The 20,591-nt window shown below is 73.7% G+C and carries 19 protein-coding genes; 12 read left to right on the forward strand and 7 right to left on the reverse strand.

What is annotated here, in order from left to right; all coding sequences use genetic code 11:
* Window positions 1–143: 143 nt before the first annotated feature.
* Window positions 144–2,066, reverse strand: coding sequence for a regulator (locus tag ACFU6K_RS06555; protein ID WP_380661257.1), 1,923 nt, complete (start codon window positions 2,064–2,066; stop codon window positions 144–146).
* A 368-nt stretch (window positions 2,067–2,434) separates the two neighbouring features.
* On the opposite strand from ACFU6K_RS06555, the gene ACFU6K_RS06560 reads away from it, so the two are divergent.
* From ACFU6K_RS06560 to ACFU6K_RS06590, 7 genes are all read left to right on the forward strand, one after another.
* Window positions 2,435–3,196 carry a 3-hydroxybutyrate dehydrogenase gene (locus ACFU6K_RS06560; protein ID WP_380661258.1) on the forward strand — a complete coding sequence of 254 codons (762 nt, stop codon included), beginning with the start codon at window positions 2,435–2,437 and terminating at the stop codon, window positions 3,194–3,196.
* A 153-nt stretch (window positions 3,197–3,349) separates the two neighbouring features.
* Window positions 3,350–4,729 carry an MFS transporter gene (locus ACFU6K_RS06565; protein ID WP_380661260.1) on the forward strand — a complete coding sequence of 460 codons (1,380 nt, stop codon included), beginning with the start codon at window positions 3,350–3,352 and terminating at the stop codon, window positions 4,727–4,729.
* Window positions 4,730–4,796: 67 nt separating this feature from the next.
* Window positions 4,797–6,728 carry a helix-turn-helix domain-containing protein gene (locus ACFU6K_RS06570; RefSeq protein WP_380661261.1) on the forward strand — a complete coding sequence of 644 codons (1,932 nt, stop codon included), beginning with the start codon at window positions 4,797–4,799 and terminating at the stop codon, window positions 6,726–6,728.
* A gap of 170 nt (window positions 6,729–6,898) precedes the next feature.
* Window positions 6,899–7,669, forward strand: a complete 771-nt coding sequence (gene lipB / locus ACFU6K_RS06575; protein WP_049656811.1) for a lipoyl(octanoyl) transferase LipB — start codon at window positions 6,899–6,901, stop codon at window positions 7,667–7,669.
* A 228-nt stretch (window positions 7,670–7,897) separates the two neighbouring features.
* Window positions 7,898–8,851, forward strand: coding sequence for a lipoyl synthase (gene lipA / locus ACFU6K_RS06580; protein ID WP_380661262.1), 954 nt, complete (start codon window positions 7,898–7,900; stop codon window positions 8,849–8,851).
* A gap of 167 nt (window positions 8,852–9,018) precedes the next feature.
* Complete coding sequence (locus ACFU6K_RS06585) at window positions 9,019–9,312, forward strand: hypothetical protein (RefSeq protein ID WP_380661263.1); 294 nt, start codon at window positions 9,019–9,021, stop codon at window positions 9,310–9,312.
* A gap of 109 nt (window positions 9,313–9,421) precedes the next feature.
* The gene (locus ACFU6K_RS06590; RefSeq protein ID WP_049656816.1) at window positions 9,422–10,111 is read left to right on the forward strand and encodes a DUF4191 domain-containing protein; all 690 of its coding nucleotides are present in this window, start codon (window positions 9,422–9,424) and stop codon (window positions 10,109–10,111) included.
* A 123-nt stretch (window positions 10,112–10,234) separates the two neighbouring features.
* Here ACFU6K_RS06590 and ACFU6K_RS06595 read toward each other — a convergent pair whose 3' ends face one another.
* Window positions 10,235–10,702 (reverse strand): RDD family protein, encoded by a 468-nt coding sequence (locus tag ACFU6K_RS06595; protein ID WP_074000874.1) that lies wholly within the window; start codon window positions 10,700–10,702, stop codon window positions 10,235–10,237.
* A 275-nt stretch (window positions 10,703–10,977) separates the two neighbouring features.
* Here ACFU6K_RS06595 and glnA point away from each other — a divergent pair, with 275 nt between their 5' ends.
* Complete coding sequence (glnA, locus tag ACFU6K_RS06600) at window positions 10,978–12,390, forward strand: type I glutamate--ammonia ligase (protein ID WP_049656821.1); 1,413 nt, start codon at window positions 10,978–10,980, stop codon at window positions 12,388–12,390.
* A gap of 155 nt (window positions 12,391–12,545) precedes the next feature.
* On the opposite strand, the gene ACFU6K_RS06605 is transcribed toward glnA, so the two are convergent.
* Both ACFU6K_RS06605 and ACFU6K_RS06610 read right to left on the reverse strand, forming a co-directional pair.
* A complete protein-coding gene (locus ACFU6K_RS06605) occupies window positions 12,546–13,643 on the reverse strand; it encodes a PP2C family protein-serine/threonine phosphatase (protein WP_380661264.1) in 1,098 nt (365 codons plus the stop codon).
* A gap of 157 nt (window positions 13,644–13,800) precedes the next feature.
* On the reverse strand, window positions 13,801–15,018 hold the full coding sequence (locus ACFU6K_RS06610) for a cytochrome P450 (RefSeq protein ID WP_380661265.1): 1,218 nt from the start codon (window positions 15,016–15,018) through the stop codon (window positions 13,801–13,803).
* A 206-nt stretch (window positions 15,019–15,224) separates the two neighbouring features.
* Here ACFU6K_RS06610 and ACFU6K_RS06615 point away from each other — a divergent pair, with 206 nt between their 5' ends.
* Window positions 15,225–15,581 carry an arsenate reductase family protein gene (locus ACFU6K_RS06615; RefSeq protein WP_380661266.1) on the forward strand — a complete coding sequence of 119 codons (357 nt, stop codon included), beginning with the start codon at window positions 15,225–15,227 and terminating at the stop codon, window positions 15,579–15,581.
* 69 nt (window positions 15,582–15,650) lie between these two features.
* Here ACFU6K_RS06615 and ACFU6K_RS06620 read toward each other — a convergent pair whose 3' ends face one another.
* Window positions 15,651–16,121 (reverse strand): pyridoxamine 5'-phosphate oxidase family protein, encoded by a 471-nt coding sequence (locus ACFU6K_RS06620; RefSeq protein WP_380661267.1) that lies wholly within the window; start codon window positions 16,119–16,121, stop codon window positions 15,651–15,653.
* Window positions 16,122–16,309: 188 nt separating this feature from the next.
* Between ACFU6K_RS06620 and ACFU6K_RS06625 the strand changes: the two genes are divergently transcribed.
* On the forward strand, window positions 16,310–16,849 hold the full coding sequence (locus ACFU6K_RS06625) for a DUF1697 domain-containing protein (protein ID WP_380661273.1): 540 nt from the start codon (window positions 16,310–16,312) through the stop codon (window positions 16,847–16,849).
* Between the two features lie 189 nt (window positions 16,850–17,038).
* On the forward strand, window positions 17,039–17,602 hold the full coding sequence (locus tag ACFU6K_RS06630) for an FHA domain-containing protein (protein ID WP_380661268.1): 564 nt from the start codon (window positions 17,039–17,041) through the stop codon (window positions 17,600–17,602).
* Between the two features lie 48 nt (window positions 17,603–17,650).
* Here the strand turns inward: ACFU6K_RS06630 and ACFU6K_RS06635 are convergent, their stop codons facing one another.
* Complete coding sequence (locus ACFU6K_RS06635) at window positions 17,651–18,613, reverse strand: DUF1152 domain-containing protein (protein WP_380661269.1); 963 nt, start codon at window positions 18,611–18,613, stop codon at window positions 17,651–17,653.
* A 99-nt stretch (window positions 18,614–18,712) separates the two neighbouring features.
* Between ACFU6K_RS06635 and ACFU6K_RS06640 the strand changes: the two genes are divergently transcribed.
* On the forward strand, window positions 18,713–19,306 hold the full coding sequence (locus ACFU6K_RS06640) for a DUF6891 domain-containing protein (RefSeq protein WP_380661271.1): 594 nt from the start codon (window positions 18,713–18,715) through the stop codon (window positions 19,304–19,306).
* Window positions 19,307–19,480: 174 nt separating this feature from the next.
* Here ACFU6K_RS06640 and ACFU6K_RS06645 read toward each other — a convergent pair whose 3' ends face one another.
* Window positions 19,481–20,317: a hemerythrin domain-containing protein gene (locus ACFU6K_RS06645; protein WP_380661272.1), complete on the reverse strand. Its 837-nt coding sequence runs from the start codon at window positions 20,315–20,317 to the stop codon at window positions 19,481–19,483.
* Window positions 20,318–20,591 lie beyond the last annotated feature (274 nt).

Raw genomic sequence — 20,591 nt, forward strand, 5'->3', positions numbered from 1 at the left:
CCGACGCGGATCAGCCGAGGGTCCGGGCCGAGAGCTGGTAGGCCCGGGCCTCCGTACGCCGGGTGCGTGAGGCCGGGTGCGTGGGGGAGGTTCCCACGCACTCCGCTGGTCGGTTCGCTCCCGTCGTCAGATCACTTCCGTCGTCAGATCACTCCCGCCTGCCGGGCCGTCTCCTCGAAGGCGCGGGCCACCGGGCTGCCGCGGTAGGGGGTGAGGCGGCGGTGGAAGTCCCGGACGTACTCCAGCGACCGGGCCGAGCGCATCTCCCCCGCCGCCCGCAGCGCGTCGGTGGCCATGGTGCACGCCTCGTCGAGGTCCCCCATGCCGAGCCGGGCGGTGGCCAGCACCAGGCGGCAGAAGATCCGGCTGCGGGCGTAGGCGGGCGAGCGCAGCCGCAGCGACTTCTCGGCGTGCTGCGCGGCCGTCCGCCACTGCTGGAGGTCGCGGTAGCAGTGGGCGAACTCGTCGGAGAGCTGGGCCTCGTCGAAGTACCGCGCCCAGGAGGGCAGTTCGTCGCCCGTCCGGGCCGCCGCCAGGGCGCGCTCGGCGCGCACCAGGGCGGTGGTGCAGGACCGGACGTCGCCCAGCAGGCCGTGCCCGCGCGCCTCGGCGGCGTGCATCAGCGACTGGACGACCGGCGGCACGGCGGTGCCCACGCCCTGCTGGGCGACCCTGGCGAGCTGGACCGCCTCCCGGCCGTGGCCGAGGTGGACGGCCTGCTGGCTCATCGTCACCAGCACGTAGCCGCCGAGCGCGCGGTCCCCCGCGGCCTGGGAGAGGCGCAGCGCCTGGACGAAGTAGCGCTGGGCGAGGCCGTGGGCGGCGATGTCGAAGGACGTCCAGCCGGCCAGCCTGGTGAGGTCGGCGACCGCGCCGAACAGGGCCCGGCCGATCTGCTCGCCGTAGCGGCCGCGCAGCATCGGCTCGGCCTCGCTCTCCAGGTAGCGGACCAGCGCCTGACGGGCGTGGCCGCCGCCGTAGGCGTGGTCGAGCGCGCGGAAGAGGTCGCCGACGGCGCGGATGGCGGCGATGTCGCCGCGGCCGACCCGCAGGGTGGGGCGGGACTCGCGGGCCGGGTCGGTGTACGGCGGCTCGACGGCGACCGGCGGCCGGCGGCTCTGGATCGGCACCCGGCCGATGGTGGGGGCGGTGCCGGTCGTCCCGGCGGTGCTGCGCGCCGTGGGGGCCCCGGGGACGCCGGGGGCCGGGCCGCGCAACGGGCTCCCGGGGGACGCGCCGGGCGCACCCGGCACCGGGGCACCGGTGATGGCCGCGGAGGTGGCGCTCCCGGAGGGTGGACCGGTGGCGGTGTCCGGCCGGGCCAGGGTGGAGCCGTCCCGGGCGACCCGCTCGTCGGTGCGGCCGATCAGCCAGTCCCGGCTGGGGACGACCAGGCCGGCCGGGGTGAAGGCGATCCGGCGCAGCTCGGACTGCGGGCCGTTGTCCTTGCGCCACATGCTCGCCACGATGTCCACCGCCTCCTGCGGCGTCTCGGCGAACTCCAGGCCCGCGTAGACCGGGGCGCAGGCGTCCAGGCCGAGGTCCTGGGCGGTGAGGCGGCGGCCGAGCCGGCGGGTGAAGACCTCGGCGATCAGCGCCGGGGTGGCGCCGCGCGGCTGCTGGCCGCGCAGCCAGCGGGTGACCGAGGTCTTGTCGTAGCGCAGGTCGAGGCCGTGCTCCAGGCCGAGCTGGTCGACCCGGCGGGCCAGGCCCGCGTGCGAGAAGCCGGCCTCCTCGATCAGCGCCGCGAGCTGGCCGTTCTGCGGGGCCGGGCCGGAGTGGCCGGCGCCGCGGGCCGGGGCGGGCGCGGCGGGGTTCTCGTGCCGGTCGGGTGTGGCCTGCACCGGCAGCCGCAGGTCGTCGGCGTCCGGGGCGTCGGCGGTCGACGTGTCGGTGGTCGACGCGTCGGTGGTCAACGCGTCGGCCGTCAGCGTGTCGGCGGTCAGGGCGTCGGCGGTCATGGCGTCGGGGGCGTCCGGAAGGGTCCGGCCGACCGGACCTCGGTGCTGGCCGAGCGGGTCGAGCGGTCCGTACGCCGGGCTGTCGGTTGCAGGCCGTTGGGGCATGTCTGTCAACACCTCTCGGACGTCGCACCTGGCCTCACCAGCACTTCGGCGGCCTGGGGCGGCGCCCCCTGTCGGGAATCGGCGTGAATGTAGCGAGCATTCGGGCGCTATGGGTGGATCTGACCGAGCAATCCACCGAACGGGTGAAGCAACCGCGCCCATTGTGGGGAAGCGGGGCCGGGAGGGGTTTGGTCTTCCGTGGCCGAACCGTCGGTGCTTCCGGGGGCCTCCCCGAGGGCCTCTCCGAGGGTCGATCCGCCGTTCGGACCGCGGGTCGCCGTCATGGCGGACGACGCCACAGACCCGCGGGATGCTGTGGCGGTCAGCCACATGGGAGCGGGGCCGCCGGATTCCTACCGTTCTGGGCCATGGACACCTCTACTGCCCGCCCGCTCGCCGGGCGCACGGCCATGGTCACCGGGGCCGCCTCGGGCATCGGCCGGGCCTGCGCCGAGGCCTTCGCCGGGGCCGGCGCCCGGGTCTACGTCGTCGACCTCGCGGCCGGCCCGGCCGAGGAGCTCGCCGAGCGGATCGGCGGCCGCGCGATCGTCGCCGACCTCGCCGACCCCGGGGCCGTGGACGCCCTCCCGGACGACGCCGACATCGTCGTCAACAACGCCGGCCTCCAGCACGTCGCCCCCGTGCACGAGTTCCCGCCCGACCGCTTCACCCTCATCCAGCGCGTCATGGTCGAGGCCCCCTTCCGCATCCTGCGCCGCACCCTGCCGCACATGTACGAGCAGGGCTGGGGCCGGGTCGTCAACGTCTCCTCCGTCCACGGCCTGCGCGCCAGCGCCTTCAAGTCCGCGTACGTCACCGCGAAGCACGCGCTGGAGGGCCTGAGCAAGACCGTCGCCTTGGAGGGCGCGCCGTACGGCGTCACCAGCAACTGCGTCAACCCGGGCTACGTCCGGACGCCCCTGGTGGAGAAGCAGATCGCCGCCCAGGCGCTCGCCCACGGCATCCCCGAGGACGAGGTGGTCGAGCGGATCATGCTCGACCGCACCGCCGTGAAGCGCCTCATCGAACCCGACGAGGTCGCCCAGCTCGCCCTCTGGCTCTGCTCCCCCGCCTCCTCCTACATCACCGGCGCCAGCCTCCCCGTCGACGGCGGCTGGACGGCGCACTGAGCGGCGGGCGCTCCGCGGCCCGGCCATCCCCCTCATAGGGAGAGCGGGCACATTCGACCCCGGGACTGTGTGGGCTGCCCACATAGTCCCGGGGTCGGCCGCTTCCTACCTTGTGGCGACATCGTCTCCCCCCTGGTTCTGGAAGTGGTGGCCATGAGCACCTCCGCACGAGGTACGGCGGCGAGCAGTTCACTCCCGAGAGTGGTGGCTGCGAGCCTGATCGGCACGACGATCGAGTGGTACGACTACTTCCTGTACGGAACGGCGGCGGCGCTGGTGTTCGGGAAGCTGTTCTTCCCGCACAGCGATCCGCTGACCGGGACGCTGCTGTCCTTCCTGACCTACGCGATCGGCTTCGCGGCGCGGCCGCTCGGAGCGCTGGTCTTCGGGCACTTCGGGGACCGGGTGGGGCGGAAGAAGCTGCTGGTGGTGAGCCTGCTGCTGATGGGCGGGTCGACCACGGCGATCGGACTGCTGCCGACGTACGACTCGATCGGGGTCGCGGCGCCGGTGCTGCTGACGGCGCTGCGGCTGGTGCAGGGCTTCGCGCTCGGCGGCGAGTGGGGCGGCGCCGTGCTGCTGGTGTCGGAGCACGGGGACCAGCGGCGGCGGGGGTTCTGGGCGTCCTGGCCGCAGGGCGGGGCGCCGGCCGGGAACCTGCTGGCGGCCGGGGTGCTGTCACTGATGACGTCGGTGCAGTCGGACGCGGCGTTCCTGGCCTGGGGCTGGCGGGTGCCGTTCCTGCTGTCGGCGGTGCTGGTCGCGGTCGGGATGTGGATCCGGCTCGCGGTGGACGAGTCGCCGCTGTTCAAGCAGGCGCTGGCGGCGCAGCAGTCCCGGAAGACTCCCGAACGGCCGCCCCTGGTGGAGGTGTTGCGGAACCACTGGCGTGAGGTGCTGGTGGCCATGGGCGCGCGGATGGCGGAGAACATCTCCTATTACGTGATGACGACGTTCGTGCTCGTGTACGCCGTCAACCACGCCCACTTCTCCAAGCAGACCGCGCTGAACGCCGTACTGATCGCCTCCGCGATCCAGTTCGCGCTGATCCCGCTGTTCGGCGCGCTGTCCGACCGGGTCGGACGCAGGCCGGTCTACCTGGTGGGCGCGGTCGGGGTGGGCGCCTGGGCCTTCGTCTTCTTCGGCCTGGTCGACACGAGGTCCTTCGGCTCGCTGCTCGCCGCCGTGACCGTCGGACTGGTCTTCCACAGCGCCATGTACGCGCCCCAGGCCGCCTTCTTCTCCGAGCTGTTCGCGACCCGGATGCGCTACTCGGGCGCCTCGATCGGGGCCCAGTTCTCCTCGGTGGCGGCCGGCGCCCCGGCGCCGCTGATCGCCACCGCGCTGCTCAAGGACTACGGCAGCGCCACCCCCATCGCGGTGTACGTCGCCATCGCGGCGGCGATCACCGTACTGGCGGTGCTCTGCGGCCGGGAGACCAGGGGCCTGGACCTCGCGGAGGCCGAGGGGCAGGCGGGCCAGGACGACCCGGAGCCGGACGCCGCCGCGACCGGAAGGCCCGCCGTCGCCTGAGGGCCGAGCCGGTACGATCGCGCTTTCTCGGAACCGACGGAACCGACGCCGATTGGCAGCACGCACCATGAACCACCCTCAGGAAAGCGCCGCGCCCGCGCTGCGGCGACTGCTCGACCTGCTCGCCTCCGGCGCCGCCACCGAGGACTTCGCCGACGTGCTGGCCGACGCCCGCCGCCGCGGAGCGCCGGCCGCCGTCCTCGCCGAGATCGACGACGCCACCTGGCAGGCCCTGCGGGTCCACCGCACCCTGCGTCAACACCGGCGCCGCGAAGCCGAGTTGACCGCCCTGTTCGACACCGCCGGGGACCTCGCCGCCTCCCGGGACCTGGACACCGTGCTCCAGGCGATCGTCCGCCGGGCCCGGATGCTGCTCGGCACCGACACCGCCTACCTGACCCTGCCGGACGAGGCCGCCGGCGACACGTACATGCGGGTCACCGACGGCTCGGTCTCCGTCCTGTTCCAGACCCTGCGGCTCAGCCTCGGCCACGGCCTGGGCGGGCTGGTCGCCCAGACCGCCCGCCCGTACGCCACCCCCGACTACCGCACCGACGAGCGCTTCCACCACACCGGCACGATCGACGCGGGCGTGCTGGACGAGGGCCTGGTGGCGATCATCGGGGTGCCGCTGCTGCTCGGCGGGCAGGTCATCGGCGTCCTGTTCGCCGCCGACCGCACGCCGCGCGCCTTCTCCCCCGACGAGGTCGCGCTGCTCTGCTCGCTGGCCGCGCACGCCGCGATCGCCCTGGACACCGCCAAGTCGCTGGCCGACACCCGGGCCGCGCTCGCCGAGCTGAACGCCGCCAACGAGCTGGTCCGGGCCCACTCCGCCGCCGTCCAGCGCGCCGAGCAGGCCCACGACCGGCTCACCGACCTGGTGCTGCGCGGCGCCGAGGTGCCGGACGTCGCCGCCGCCGTCGCCGCCCTGCTGGGCGGGGAGATAGCGGTCCTGGACGCCGAGGGCGAGCCGCTGGCCGGACGCTCCGCCCCCGCCGCCGAACTGGCCGAGGCGGTCGCCGCCTCCCGCGCCGAGGGCCGGTCCGTACGGCACCGCGAGCAGTGGGTCTGCGCGGTGCTGGCCGGGCACGACGCGCTCGGCACCATGGTGCTGCGCGGCCGCCCCGACCTCGACGACGCCGACCGGCGGCTGTTCGAGCGGGCCAGCGTGGTCACCGCCCTGCTCCTGCTGCTGCGCCGCTCGGTCGCCGAGACCGAGAACCGGATCCGCGGCGACCTGCTCACCGACCTGCTGACCGCCCCCGAGCGCGACCCGGCCGGGCTCACCGCCCGCGGCCGCCGGCTCGGCGTCGACCTCGCCCGGCCGCACCTGGTGCTGGTCGCGGAGCCGGCCGACGGGAAGACCGACGAGCGCGGACGGCTGGCCGGCGCGGCCCGGCGCTACCTGTTCGGCTCCCGGGGCGTCAGCGCCGAGCACGCCGAGACGGTGGTGCTGCTGACGCCCGTCGAGAACGGCAGCGGAGGCGGCGGCGCGGTCGGCGCCGGCGATCCCGAGGAGACCGCCCGGCAGGCCGCCGAACGGCTGGCCCGGCTGGCCGGGTTCCCGGTCACCGTCGGCGCGGGCCGCCCGGCCGCCGGGCCGTCCGCGCTGGCCGCCTCCTACGGCGAGGGCCTGCGCTGCCTCCGGGCGCTGCGGGTGCTCGGCCGGGCCGGGGAGGGCGCCTCCGCCCGGGCGCTCGGCTTCCTCGGCGTGCTGCTCGGCGACGGCCACGACGTGGACGGCTTCGTCGGCGCGACGCTCGGCCCGCTGCTGGCGTACGACGCCCGGCGCGGCACCGAGCTGGTCCGCACCCTGCGCGCCTACTTCGACTGCGGCGGCAGCCTGACCAGGGCCAAGGACGAGCTGCACGTCCACGTGAACACCGTGGTCCAGCGGCTGGACCGGGTCGAGGCGCTGCTCGGGCGGGACTGGAACCAGCCGGAGCGGTCGCTGGAGCTCCAGCTCGCGCTGCGGCTGCAGCTGCTCGCGGGGGGCTGAGCGGGGCGGGGCGGCTGGGCGGGGCTGCTGGGCGGGGCGGGGCTGCTGGGCGGGCCACTGCTCGCAGGCGGCTGAAGGGGTTCGGACGGGCTGGGCGTACAGTGGCGAGGTTGGTCTCGAACGCCTGGCAAGGAGCGGCAGCGGTGAGCGAGAACGTGCGTTTTGTTCGCATGGGCATAGGTGAGCGGACCGTGCCCTACCAGGAGGCCTGGGAGGAGCAGCAGCGGCTGCACGCGCTGCGGGTCGCGGACGAGATCCCCGACACCGTCCTGCTCCTGGAGCACCAGTCGGTGTACACCATGGGCAAGCGCACCAACCCCGCCGACCTGCCGCTGGACGGCACCCCGGTGGTCGAGGTCAACCGCGGCGGGGAGATCACCTGGCACGGCCCCGGCCAGCTGGTCGGCTACCCGATCGTCAAGCTGCCCGACCCGATCGACGTCATCGCCTACGTCCGCCGGCTGGAGGAGGCGCTGATCCGCACCGCCGGCGAGTTCGGCATCGACTCCACCCGGGTCGAGGGCCGCAGCGGGGTCTGGGTGCTGGGCGAGTCCATCCCGGACGCCGTGGTGGACCCGGCGCAGGTCGTGGACATCGGCAAGCTGACCCTGCGGATGGGCCTGCCGCTGGGCATCGACCCGCGCCTGGCCGGCCCCGAGTACGCGCCCTCCAACGCCGGCCAGCGCGGGGACGACCGCAAGCTCGCCGCGATCGGCGTGCGGGTCGCCCGCGGGGTGACCATGCACGGCTTCGCCCTCAACTGCGACCCGGACATGACCTGGTTCGACAAGATCGTGCCGTGCGGCATCCGGGACGCGGGCGTGGCCTCGCTCACCGGCGAGCTGCGGCGCGGGCTGTCCGCCGCCGAGGCGGCACCGGTGGTCGAGCGGCACCTGGCGGCCGTCCTCGCCGAGCTGCCGGAGCCGGCGCTCAGCCGCTGAGCCCCGCCGCCCGGCTCCGGCGCACCGCCGGGCACCTGCCCTGATGTGTCCTGACGGCCCGATGGCCGTCCGCCCATGTCCTGACGGCTCTCGGAAATCCCGGCAGCCGCTGGGAATCTACCGACCGGTAGCCATGTTGCCCTGCGATTGCAGGGCAACAGGCCCGACGAAGGCCGTACAACCACAGGCGTACCCTGGGGGTACCCCGTCTAGTTCTAGGAGTCGCACGTGTCCGCTGTCGCGCCCGACGGCAGGAAGCTGCTCCGCCTGGAGGTCCGCAACAGCGAGACCCCCATCGAGCGGAAGCCCGAGTGGATCAAGACCCGCGCGAAGATGGGCCCGGAGTACAACGCCCTCCAGTCGCTGGTGAAGAAGGAAGGGCTGCACACGGTCTGCCAGGAGGCCGGCTGCCCCAACATCTTCGAGTGCTGGGAGGACCGCGAGGCGACCTTCCTCATCGGCGGTGACCAGTGCACCCGCCGCTGCGACTTCTGTCAGATCGACACCGGCAAGCCCGCCGAGTTCGACCGCGACGAGCCGCGCCGGGTCGCCGAGTCCATCGTGACCATGGACCTCAACTACGCCACCATCACCGGCGTCGCCCGCGACGACCTGGCGGACGGCGGCGCCTGGCTGTACGCCGAGACCGTGCGCCAGGTGCACGCGATGACCGCCGACCGCGCGGCCGGCCGCACCGGCGTCGAGCTGCTCATCCCCGACTTCAACGCGGTGCCCGAGCAGCTGGCCGAGGTCTTCTCCTCCCGCCCCGAGGTGCTCGCGCACAACGTCGAGACGGTGCCGCGGATCTTCAAGCGGATCCGCCCGGCCTTCCGCTACGAGCGCTCGCTGGACGTCATCACCCAGGCCCGCGCGGCCGGGCTGGTGACCAAGTCCAACCTGATCCTGGGCATGGGCGAGACCCGCGAGGAGGTCAGCCAGGCGCTGGCCGACCTGGTCGGCGCCGGCTGCGAGCTGATCACCATCACCCAGTACCTGCGCCCCTCGCTGCGCCACCACCCGGTGGAGCGCTGGGTGAAGCCGCAGGAGTTCGTCGAGCTCCAGCAGGAGGCCGAGGAGCTGGGCTTCGCGGGCGTCATGTCGGGCCCGCTGGTGCGGTCCTCGTACCGGGCCGGCCGGCTGTACCGGCAGGCGCTGGAGCGGCGCGAGCAGGCCGCGGTCTGACGGTCTCCTGACCGGTTCGGGCCACTGGATCCGATCGGGCCGCTGGAGCCGACCGGGCCGTTCGAGCCACGGGAAGGGCGGAGCTTCGGCTCCGCCCTTTCGGTTTCACCACGCTTTGACGACCTGGTCACGGGCTGGTAACACGGGGTGGGGACGCTGGACGCCTGGTGAGCGTTCGATTCTTCTCGGCCACCTCGGCCACCTCGGCCGGCTCGGCCGGCTCGGCCGCCTCACCCGACTCGGCCCCCCATCAGCCCGGAGAGGAGCTGTTCGGCATGCGGATGCGGATGCGGATCCGATCGGTCGGAGTGGCACTGCGCTACGCCGAGAGCGTCCTGCTGGCTCCCGGCCAGCAGCACGCGCGCCGCAACGCGTGGGCGGCGGTGTGCGAGAACCGCCGGTACGCGGCGGACCGCCGGCACGACGACGCGGAGGCGGCCCGGTCCACGCCACGGAGGTGAGCCCACGGCGTCGCTGTGCGCGACGGCGCACCGGCACGCGGGTCACGGTTGGGGCGAACGGGTACCCGGGCTTGGATATCCCGTACCCGTGCCACGTACCATGAGCGTTATGGCGAGGGAAACATCCGAGAACCCCGGACGGCTGAAGCAGATCCGTCTGGCGTACACCATGACCAAGAAGGTCGACACCAAGATCGGCCTGATCATCGCCGGCGTCGGCCTGCTGACCTTCGGCGTGTTCCTCGCCATCGGCTTCGCGATCGAGCATCCCGTCTACCTGGGCATCCTGGGCTTCATCGTGGCCGTGCTGGCCATGGCGATCGTCTTCGGGCGCCGGGCCGAGCGCGCCGCGTTCGGGCAGATGGAGGGGCAGCCGGGCGCCGTCGCGGCGGTGCTGAACAACATCCGGCGCGGCTGGAGCTCCAACAGCACCCCGGTCGCGGTCACCCGTAGCCAGGACGCGGTCTACCGCGCCGTGGGCCGGGCCGGCATCGCGCTGATCGGCGAGGGCAACCCGAACCGGGTCCGCCAGCTGCTGGCCTCCGAGAAGAAGAAGATGGCCCGTGTGGTCGGCGACGTGCCGGTGCACGACATCGTGGTGGGCAACGGCGAGGGCGAGATCCCGCTGAAGAAGCTCCAGATCCACCTGATGCGCCTGCCCCGCGCCATCACCGCCGCCCAGGTCACCGAGACCAACGACCGCCTGCGCGCGCTGGGCGACCTGCTCTCCAAGGCGCCGATCCCCAAGGGTCCGATGCCGAAGGGCGCCCGGATGCCCAAGGGCGGCCAGGCCCGCTGACCCTCCCCCCGCCCCTCACGACACGAGAACGGCCCCGCTGATTCCTCAGCGGGGCCGTTTCGGCGTCGTCCGGCATCTGACATCCGGGATCCGGCATCCGCTGCCGGACTTGTCCGGACCGTGCTAGATCCGGACCTCGACGGTGCCGACCGCCTTGTCGTGCAGGCCGCGGGTGTCGCGGTCCCAGACCAGCGGCGGCACCACCAGGCAGAGCAGCAGGGTGCGCAGCAGGACCTGCGGGATGGTCGCGCGGCGTCCGTCCAGGCGGACCACCCGGAGGCCGAACAGCCGCTTGCCGACCGTCGTGCCGGTGGTGGACAGCATCAGGGCCGCGACGAGGAAGTACAGCGGGCTGGTCCACAGGTTGGCCTCGGCCTGGTCCCCGCGGGCGATCAGCCCGTACGAGATCAGGGCGACGAGCCAGCCGTCCACGAACAGCGCGCCGATCCGGCGGCCGGGGCCGGCGATCGAGCCGGGGCCCTCCTTGGGCAGCCCGAGGCGCTCGCCGCGGTGGCCGAAGTCGGCGCCCATCTTCTCGGCGGCCGCCCGGGGGCCGTCGATCCACGATCCCAACGCTTCTCTGGTGTCCACGAATCCACACTAACCGGGCTGACGGGTCGCACCGCCACCGGCTCCCCTCCGGTCGGGGCATCACCCCCGACCGGGTGAATCGTCATCCCGGCGCCTTTCCAAGTGGTCCAGACCACTTGCGGAAGGGTGCGCAGCTGGGCGGGGTGATTTGTACCGTCCCGTACGTCTTTGCCGCCCGCCGGGCGACCGTGGTTAACATCTAGGAAACGAGCGGGTCACCGGCTGGAAACGACCCATTCCTATGGTGAGCCCAATTCGCACGCCGAGGAGGATGGATGTTCAACAACGCCGCCGAAGTGAAGCAGTACATCCAGGACAACGACGTGAAGTTCGTCGACGTCCGGTTCTGCGACCTGCCGGGCGTCTTGCAGCACTTCTCCGTACCTGCGGCGACCTTCGACCCGTCCGAGATCCTGATGTTCGACGGCTCGTCGATCCGCGGCTTCCAGGCCATCCACGAGTCCGACATGGCCCTGGTGCCGGACCTCGCCACCGCCCGCCTCGACCCCTTCCGGGCCGAGAAGCACCTCAACATCAACTTCTTCATCCAGGACCCGGTCACCGGCGAGGCGTACAGCCGCGACCCGCGCAACGTCGCCAGGAAGGCCGAGGCCTACCTGGCCTCCTCCGGCATCGCCGACACCGCGTACTTCGGGCCCGAGGCCGAGTTCTACGTCTTCGACTCGGTCCGCTTCGAGACCAGCGCCAACGCGTCCTTCTACCACATCGACTCGGAGGCCGGCGCCTGGAACAGCGGCGCCGCCGAGGGCGACGTGCGCGGCTACAAGGTCAAGTACAAGGGCGGCTACTTCCCCGTCCCGCCGGTCGACCACTTCGCCGACCTGCGCGCCGAGATGTCGCTGGAGCTCGCCAAGGCCGGGCTGGAGGTCGAGCGCCAGCACCACGAGGTCGGCACCGCCGGCCAGGCCGAGATCAACTACAAGTTCAACACCCTGCTGCACGCCGCCGACGACCTGATGCTGTTCAAGTACATCATCAAGAACGTCGCCTGGCGGAACGGCAAGACCGCCACCTTCATGCCGAAGCCGATCTTCGGCGACAACGGCTCCGGCATGCACGTCCACCAGTCCCTGTGGACCGAGGGCTCGCCGCTCTTCTACGACGAGCAGGGCTACGCCGGACTCTCCGACACCGCCCGCTACTACATCGGCGGCCTGCTGCGGCACGCCCCCTCGCTGCTGGCCTTCACCAACCCCTCGGTGAACTCCTACCACCGCCTGGTGCCGGGCTTCGAGGCACCGGTCAACCTGGTCTACTCGCAGCGCAACCGCTCCGCCGCGATCCGCATCCCGATCACCGGCTCCAACGCCAAGGCCAAGCGCATCGAGTTCCGCGCCCCGGACCCGGCCTCCAACCCCTACCTGGCCTTCGCCGCCATGCTGATGGCCGGCCTCGACGGCATCCGCAACAAGATCGAGCCGCTGGAGCCCGTCGACAAGGACCTCTACGAGCTGGCCCCCGAGGAGCACGCCAACGTCCCCCAGGTCCCCTCCTCCCTCCCCGCCGTCCTGGAGGCCCTGGAAGCCGACCACGAGTACCTCCTCGCCGGCAACGTCTTCACCCCGGACCTCATCGAGACCTGGATCGACTACAAGCGCACCAACGAGATCGCCCCGATCGCCCTCCGCCCCCACCCCCACGAGTTCGAGCTCTACTACGACCTGTAGGAGCCTCGCCGACCCTCGGGTGCGGACCAGGGACCGGTGCCGGGCGGCGCCGGTCCCTTTCGGGTTGTGGGGGTCGCTGCCGTCGGGCCTGCCGCACACGCGCCGCGCGCGGGAGCGGGCGGAGCTGTTCGCGAGGCCGTGGGAGTGGGGCGGGGCTACGGGGTGTCGGGGGTGAGGGCGAGGACGGCGAGGTCGTCGGCGAGCAGGCCGGCGTAGCGGTGGACGTCCTGGGCCAGGAAGGAGACCACCCGGTCGGGGGCGGTGGTGCCGAGGGCGGCGAGGCGGGGGGCCAGCGGGTAGAAGGCGCCGGTGGTGTCGCGGGCCTCGCTGACGCCGTCGGTGTAGAGCAGGACGGTGTGGCCCGGGGGCAGCGCGACGGCGATCGCCTTGCTGCGCTCGTCGGCGGGGCCGAGGTGGCCGAGGCCGAGCGGGAGCTCGTCGGCGCAGGACACCGGGGATATGCCCCCGCCGCCGAGGAGCAGCGGGGTGGTGTGGCCGCGGTTGACGATCTCCACGCAGTCCGAGCCGGGCCGGTACTGGAGCAGGACGGCGGTGGCGAACAGCTCGTCGTCGCCGCGGTCGGCGGCGTCGCGCAGCACCGCGCGGTCCAGCTGGTCGGCGAGGTCGACCAGCCCGGGGGTGTCGTACGCGGCCGCCCGGAACGCGCCGAGGACGTCGGCGACGGTGCGGACCGCGGCCAGGCCCTTGCCCCGGACGTCGCCGAGCAGCACCCGCACGCCGAAGCGGGTGTCGCACACCTCGTACAGGTCGCCGCCGACCAGGACGTCGGCCTGGGCCGAGCGGTAGAGGCCGGCCACCCGCAGCCCGCCGGCCCGCTCGGGCACCGCGCGCAGCACGGTGCGCTGCAGGGTCTCGGCGACCGTACGGGCCTGGAGCAGGTTGCGGTTCTGCCGGGTGCGCTGCCAGGACAGTGCGGTGCCCATGACGCCGGAGAGCAGGGTGGCGATGTAGACCCAGACGTGGTGCTGCTCGTCGACGTGGCCCGCGCGCAGCGCCAGGACGAGCTGGAGGGTCAGCGAGCCGGCCGTGGTGACGGCGGTCAGCACCGGGCCGTAGCTGAACGCGGCCACCACGGGCAGCGCGGTCAGCAGGAAGCCGGCGGCGACGGCGTCCGGGACGACGGCCTCGGCGACCAGGTCCAGCACCAGCAGGAGCACCGGCAGCCAGGGCACCCACCGCGGCGCCCTGGGCTCCAGCGCCGCGGGACGCGGCGGGCGGGGTGCTGTGCGCACGGCGGGACCTCCTGGCAGGCGGCCGTTCCGGGCGATCCGCCCGGATCGGCCGGTTCGGTCCCTCCATGCTCCACCACGGACACCCCTGCCACGAATGGCCGAACGTCCCGGTCCCCGGGGCCGGAGGAGCCAATCCCCGGCCCCCGGGAGCGGAGCGTCAGCGGACGGTCACCGGCAGCGTCTCGTAGCCGCGCAGCACCAGGCGGTCGCGCCGGGTCGGGACGCCGCCCGGGGCGAGCCGGGGGAAGCGGTCGAGCAGGGCGGGCACCGCGACCTCGGCCTCCATCCGGGCCAGCTGGGAGCCCAGGCAGAAGTGGGTGCCGCCGCCGAAGCTGAGCGGCTGGCTGTCGGCGCGGGTCGGGTCGAACACCTCGGGGTGCTCGTAGCGGTCCGGGTCGTGGTTGGCCGAGCCGATCAGCAGGGTCAGCCCGCTGCCGGGCGGGATCGGCAGGCCCTCGACGACCAGGCCCGGCTCCAGCGCGACCCGCCCGGTGGCCTGGACCGGGGAGTCGAACCGCAGCACCTCGTCGGTGAACCCGGCCGGGGTGATCGCGCCGCTGCGCAGCCCGGCGGCCGCCTCGGGGTGGCGGAACAGCAGGGCCAGGCCGTTGCCGAGCAGGTTGGTGGTGGTCTCGAAGCCGGCCACCAGCAGCAGCACCAGGTTGGCCAGCAGCTCCCGGGCGGAGAGCCGCTCGTCGTCGGCGGCGGCGATCCGGGCCAGGTCGGTGACCAGGTCGTCCTGCGGACGGGCCAGGCGCTCGGCGGCCAGCTCGGTGAAGTAGCCGGCGAGCTCGTCGGCGGCCTCGTCGGCGGCGGCCAGCTCGTCCAGGTCCTGGATGATCTCCAGCGCGATGGTCAGGTCGGAGGCGAGGCCGCGGAAGCGGTAGCGGTCCTGCTCGGGGACGCCGAGCAGCTCGCAGATCACCCCGACCGGCAGCCGGAAGGCGAAGGCGTCCATGAAGTCCACCGGCGAACCGTCGGCGCCCTGCTCGGCCATCCCCTCCAGCAGCCGGTCGACCGCCGCCTCCACGGCCGGGCGCAGCGCGGCGACCCGGCGGGCGGTGAACACCGAGGCGATCAGCGAGCGGACCCGCGGTTGGTCGGGGGCGTTGCGCTGGAGGATCGAGCGGCCGAGCAGGGCGAGCGAGGAGTGCACGGCGTACTCGGGGGCCAGGCCGGCCATCATCTCGGCCGTCGCGACGCCGAAGGCGGGCGTGCGCAGCACCTTGTTGACCGCCGCGTAGCCGGTCACCACGAACATGCCGTCCCCGGCCGGGGCCACCGGGCCCAGCTCGCGGGCCCTCGCGTACAGCGGGTACGGATCGGTCCTGACCTCCGTGGTCATCAGCTGTTCGATGATCGCCGCGCCGTCCATCCGGTGCTCCCCTCCCGAGCTCACACTTCCTGACCGGTCAACCGCCGGTGGGCGGGGCGGAGTTCCCGTACGGATCGGATCGCGTGCGGCGGAACGGGACGGGGGCGGGGACGGGTCGGCGGGCGGGTCCGCAGGAGGGGCGGAAGAGGGCGGCCGGGCGCGGCGGTCGCCGGGGCGGGCGCGGGCGGCTCGGTAGGGTGGCCGGCATGGAGATCTGGATCAACCCCCGGTGCGGCAAGTGCCGGACCGCGCTCGGCGAGCTGGACGGCGCCGGGGCCGAGTACACCGTGCGGCGCTACCTGGAGGATCCGCCGACCGCGGCCGAACTGGTGCAGGTGCTGGAGCGCCTGGGCCTGGAACCGTGGGACATCACCCGCACCGACGAGCAGGCCGCGAAGGACCTGGGGATGAAGGACTGGCCCCGGGAGGAGGGTTCGCGCGACCGCTGGATCGCGGCGATGGCCGAGCACCCGATCCTGATCCAGCGCCCGATCATCACCGCGGACGACGGGCACGCCGTCGTGGCCCGCACTCCGGAGGCCCTCAAGTCCGTTCTGCCGTAGGGCGGTTACGGCCGACCTGGACGACCTGAACGACCCGGCCGACTCTGCCGGGCCGTCCGGGTCGTCCGGTCAGTGGATCTGGATCCGTTCCACCGGCCGGCCGGGGTGCCAGTTGAAGACGAGCAGGTGGTCGCCCTCCAGGGCGGTGTGCACCACCTGGTCGAGCTCCAGCCGGAAGGCGTGGAACGGGGTGGGCGGCGGCTCGGGCAGATCGGCGGCGAAGGCGGCGAGTTCGGTCTCGTCGGTGACCTCCACCGCCCGGCCGGAGACCTTGGAGTCCCCGCCGGCCATGGTCTCGTCCCCCGGGTGCGCGTGCAGCGCGAAGCGGGCGTCGCGCTGGAGCTCACGCGCCTTGACCGCGCCGTACATCGACCCGATCCACAGGTCGGCGCCGACGAAGTCGACCTCCGTCCCGCTCACCCGGGGCGATCCGTCCTTGCGCAGCGTCGCCAGGACGTGGTGCTTGTTCGCCTCGAACCGGGCCCGGACCAGGGGCGCCAGGTCGGGGGCCTCGTGCTCGAAATCCTGCCAGGTAGCCATGGCGCCAGTCTGGCACCCGGCACCGACAACCGCCGGACGCGGACGACCGGACGGGCGGGGGCAACCGGACGGGCGGGGGCGACCGGACGGGCGGGGGCGGTGGAGCGGACGCGGGGCAGGGGCGGTCGGCGGGCCGGGAGCGCCGGGCCGCTGTCGGTGGCCGGTGCCAGACTGGCCGGGTGACCACCATGACCACGTACATCGCCTTCCTGCGGGCCATCAACGTCGGCGGCCGGACGGTGCGGATGGAGCCGCTGCGGGCCCTCTTCGCCGAGCTCGGGCTGGAGAACGTCCGCTCCTACATCCAGAGCGGCAACGTCTTCTTCACCACCGCCGAGCCGGACCGCGCCGCACTGACCCGGCGGATCGAGGAGCACCTGGAACAGGCCCTCGGGTACCCGGTGCCGGTGCTGCTGCGGACGGTGGACGAGGTGGCCGGCCTGCTCGCCGCCGAGCCGTTCCGGGGCGTCGAGGTGACGCCGGACGTCCGGCTGGTCGTCGCCTTCCTCTCCGAGCCGCTGCCCGAGGAGCTCGCCCTCCCCCACCGCTCGCCGAAGGGCGACGTCGAGGTGCTCGGCGCCGATCCGGGGGCCGCCTACGTGGTGGTCCATCTCCAGGACGGCAAGTGGGTCACCAAGGAGATGTTCGGCAAGGCCTACCGGGGCGCGGTCACCTCCCGCTTCCTGCACACCACGGAGAAGATCCTGGCCGCCGCCCGCAAGGCCTGACGGCCCGTACGGCAGCCGGGGTCCGTCGGCACGGCGACCCGGAACGGCCCGTACGGCCCGTACGGCGGCCCGGAAACGCGCGGAACCGCCCGGCCGGAGAGGGCGTCTGGACTGCCGTGACGTACGAACCCCGCGCCCGCGCCCGGCGTGATCTGGACAGCCGGAATCGGCCGTGCGGACAATGTGGCCATGACGCCTCCTGAGCTCCCCGCCGGCGCGGCCGGGCCGACCGGCGCGGTCCGGCCCTCCGACGCCGAGCGGGAGGAGGCGCTCGGGCTGCTGCGGGACGGCGCGGGCAGCGGGCGGCTCTCGCACGACACCTTCCTCGGCCGGATGGACATCGTCCTGCGGGCCACCAGCCGGGGCGAGTTGGACGCGGCGGTGGCCGGGCTGCCGACCGGCGGGCCGGTCGAGCGCTTCGTGCTGCGGACGGTCGGGCGGATCTCCGCCTTCGGCGACCGGCTGGGCCGGGCCTGGCGCACCGAGCGGCTGCCGGGGCTGAGCCTGCCGCACTCGGGGGCCGGGAAGCTGACGATCGGCCGGCTTCCCGGCTCGGGGCTGCGGCTGCACGACCCCTCGGTGTCCCGAAACCACGCCGAACTGCGGCACGAGCAGGACGGCTGGGTGCTGTACGACCTCGGCTCGACCAACGGCACCCATGTGAACGGGCGCCGGATAGCGGGCGGCGTCCGGGTCCGGCCGGGCGACCAGGTGCGGTTCGGGAACCTGGAGTTCCGGCTCGCCCCGCTCTGACCGGCCCCACCCGCGGCCCCGCGCGCCCAGGCGCCCGGGCGCCCCGGGTCAGTGCGGGAACTGCCGGGGCGGCCGCTGGCGCGGCAGTTCGTCCTGGAACTCCGCGATGACGGTGGCGATCTGGCGGGTCACCACGGTGTGCTCCAGCCGGTCCAGGTACCGGTGCTCGGCGGCCAGCGCCTCGACCGTGACGCCGAAGTAGAGCGTCATCAGCGGATTGATGAAGAGCTGCTCGCCCTTGGTCCGCTCGGTGAAGCGGACGTCGCCGAACTCGCCGCGCAGCGCCGCCGCCACCGAGCCGTTGACGATGCTGGGGTGCTCCGGGAAGGCGGCCCGGGCGTGCTCGACGGCGTCCAGGTAGAGCACCCCCTCCCGGCTGTCGCGCGGGATGGAGAAGGCGCCGAGGTAGCCGCCGGCCCGGTCGATCGCGGCGAGGTTCTCCAGCGCCAGGGAGTGGTTGACGCCGTGGTGGGCGTCGATGCCGAAGCCGAGGCAGGCGACCAGCCGCTCGGGCACCTCGTCCAGGCCGGCCACCGCGCCCAGGCTCGCCATGTCCTCCTCCGGGGTGCCGAGTCCCGCCTCGTCGCCGCGCATCAGGATGTCGGTGCCGCCGTCGACCAGCAGGACCGCGTCCACGCCCAGGCGGCCGACCAGCGCGCGGTAGGCCTCGCGCAGCGGCTGCACGCCCACCGACGGGAAGGCCCACACGGTGTCGGGCATGCCGTGCCGGTTCAGCCAGCGGGCCAGGGTGCGCTCCGGGAAGTAGCCCTCGGGGGCGGCGGTGTCCGGTCCGATCCGGGCCACGTCGGGCTCCACCCAGACGTCGAGGGGCAGGCCGTAGAGGTGGGAGAAGGAGAGGTTGGCCAGGTGCACCTCCTTTCCCGCGGCCCGCAGGGCGAGGGCGATCGGGAGCCCGGCGTACACGTCGAATCCGCCGCCGGCCCCGGCGACCAGGATGCGCTCGGCGGCCAGCAGCCGGGTGATCAGCGGTGGTTGCAGCAGGGAGGTCACCGGCGGGACGGTAGCAGGACGGCGGCCCGCGGCGAAGCGCCGCTCCCCGGCCCCCCGCTCCCGGCCGTCGGTGTCAGTGGCGGGTGCGAGGATGCGGGCATGACCGAGGAGACGGTTCTCACCCCCGACGTGCTGCGCGAAGTCCAGGAGCGGGCCCGCGAGTTGATCCGGTGCGGCTTCCAGGAGCCGGACGAGATAGCCGAGTCCCTGGTCGAGGACCTCGACGACCAGGGGCTGACGCAGGAGGAGGCGGAGCGGATCGTCGCTCCGCTGTGGGCCGCGCGGCTGGCCGAGCAGGCGGCCTGGCCGGAGACCACCGACGTGGACCGACTGGCGGACGCCTTCGACGCGCTGGAGGACCAGGGCATCGTCGCGGCGATGGACTTCACCTGCTGCGCGGGCTGCGGCTACGCGGAGATCGGCGGCGAGGCCGGGGAGGACTCGGTCGGCTTCGTCTTCTTCCACCAGCAGGACACCGAGGCGGCGGCCGCCGGCCGGGGGCTGATGCTGCGCTACGGCGGGTTCCGCGCCGGGGAGGAGGCGGCCGAGGTCTCGGAACGCCGGACGGTGGAGGTCGGGCAGGCGGTGGTCGCCGCACTGGAGGCCGTCGGGCTTCCGGCGGAGTGGGACGGCTCGCCGCACACGGCGATCCGGGTCGCACCGCTGGAGTGGCTCAACCGCCTGCCGGAGTAGGCCAACGGAGCCGGCGGAGCGGCCTGCGCCTGGTGGTGACGGGCCCAATCCACCATGAGGCACTGGGAGTTGACGGACCACCCGACTCCCGGAGCCTTCGAGCATATGCCGGAGGCCCGTACCGGAGGCTCATGCCACGCGCGTAGATCAACGGCCCGCGAAGAGCCCCCTGGGTCAGTCGGCGACGCTCCCCAGGCCGCCGACGCCGAAGCCGGGTCCGAAGCCGGTACCGGTGCCGCCGACCGGGCCGTCCACCGGGCCCCACAGCGGCGAGGTGCAGCGCTGGTAGGTCGCGTGCCAGTGCGGCCAGTTGCGGGCCACGTCGTCGTCGCACTCGGCCAGCAGCCGCTCGACCAGCGCGGGCTCCACGCCCTCCAGCAGCCAGGCCAGCGCGTCCGCCACGCCCGGGCCGTCGGCCAGCCGCAGCAGGTCCAGCAGCTCGCCCAGCCCGCCGAGCCGGGAGCCGTCGGCGATCACCCGCTCCATCCGGGGCAGGAGCTGCCGCTCCTCGATCCGCAGGTGGGTCTCCAGCCGGGCCGCCAGGTCCTCCATCGCGTACGCGACCGGCCAGGCGCTGCCGGTGTCCCGGCTCGCTATCCGCACCAGCGTGGTGACCCGGGTGAAGGAGTGGTCCAGGTTGTGGTGGTCGTCCTCCAGCCAGTTGAGCAGCAGCCGCAGCTCGGGCGCGAAGCGGCGCACGATCGGCCAGAGCCGGGTGTCCTGCTGCTCGTGGTGGCAGGTGAGCATGGCGGTGATGAAGTTCCAGTGCCGCAGCAGCGCCTCGCCCTTGTCGTCCTCGTCGGGCTGGAGCAGCCGCAGCGCGTTGGGCAGCCGGGCGAGGTCCCGGCGCAGCGCGGCGTGCACCAGGCGCAGGCCGGCGAACCGCGGGGTGGCCGGCTCGTCGTCCACGACCTGTCCGTACGCGTACGCGTCCCCGCCCAGCGAGTCGGCTCCGGACTGGCCCTGGGCGGGCACGGTGTGGACGGGCTGGGGCACCAGGTGGATCGGCATGGGACTCTCTTCACTGCTTGGGGCACGACGGGTGGTGGCGGCCGGTGAGGACCGCCCCAGCCAAGGTGCTCGCAGTCGATCAGAAGCGAATCAATGTCCGATTGACGCGCAGGTCACGGGGCTGCCGACGGGCGGCGGAACCGCACCGGAACCCCCGGCGGGCGCGCCGGGAAAGCCGCCGGGGAAGCCGCCGGAAGACCCCCGGGGGGAACCACGGGAAGGCCCGCGCGCAAGCCTCCGGAAGCAGCACCGCCGGTGCCGGGAGCGCGAACGC

The sequence above is a fragment of the Kitasatospora sp. NPDC057512 genome, assembly GCF_042802135.1.
Taxonomy (GTDB): domain Bacteria; phylum Actinomycetota; class Actinomycetes; order Streptomycetales; family Streptomycetaceae; genus Kitasatospora.

Excerpts from the sequence above, each read along its gene's own strand:
- ACFU6K_RS06555 (WP_380661257.1), bottom strand. The coding sequence starts at position 2,066 with ATGCCCCAACGGCCTGCAACCGACAGCCCGGCGTACGGACCGCTCGAC.
- ACFU6K_RS06560 (WP_380661258.1), top strand. The coding sequence starts at position 2,435 with ATGGACACCTCTACTGCCCGCCCGCTCGCCGGGCGCACGGCCATGGTC.
- ACFU6K_RS06565 (WP_380661260.1), top strand. The coding sequence starts at position 3,350 with ATGAGCACCTCCGCACGAGGTACGGCGGCGAGCAGTTCACTCCCGAGA.
- ACFU6K_RS06570 (WP_380661261.1), top strand. The coding sequence starts at position 4,797 with ATGAACCACCCTCAGGAAAGCGCCGCGCCCGCGCTGCGGCGACTGCTC.
- lipB (WP_049656811.1), top strand. The coding sequence starts at position 6,899 with ATGGGCATAGGTGAGCGGACCGTGCCCTACCAGGAGGCCTGGGAGGAG.
- ACFU6K_RS06590 (WP_049656816.1), top strand. The coding sequence starts at position 9,422 with ATGGCGAGGGAAACATCCGAGAACCCCGGACGGCTGAAGCAGATCCGT.
- glnA (WP_049656821.1), top strand. The coding sequence starts at position 10,978 with ATGTTCAACAACGCCGCCGAAGTGAAGCAGTACATCCAGGACAACGAC.
- ACFU6K_RS06610 (WP_380661265.1), bottom strand. The coding sequence starts at position 15,018 with ATGGACGGCGCGGCGATCATCGAACAGCTGATGACCACGGAGGTCAGG.
- ACFU6K_RS06615 (WP_380661266.1), top strand. The coding sequence starts at position 15,225 with ATGGAGATCTGGATCAACCCCCGGTGCGGCAAGTGCCGGACCGCGCTC.
- ACFU6K_RS06620 (WP_380661267.1), bottom strand. The coding sequence starts at position 16,121 with ATGGCTACCTGGCAGGATTTCGAGCACGAGGCCCCCGACCTGGCGCCC.
- ACFU6K_RS06625 (WP_380661273.1), top strand. The coding sequence starts at position 16,310 with ATGACCACGTACATCGCCTTCCTGCGGGCCATCAACGTCGGCGGCCGG.
- ACFU6K_RS06630 (WP_380661268.1), top strand. The coding sequence starts at position 17,039 with ATGACGCCTCCTGAGCTCCCCGCCGGCGCGGCCGGGCCGACCGGCGCG.
- ACFU6K_RS06640 (WP_380661271.1), top strand. The coding sequence starts at position 18,713 with ATGACCGAGGAGACGGTTCTCACCCCCGACGTGCTGCGCGAAGTCCAG.
- ACFU6K_RS06645 (WP_380661272.1), bottom strand. The coding sequence starts at position 20,317 with ATGCCGATCCACCTGGTGCCCCAGCCCGTCCACACCGTGCCCGCCCAG.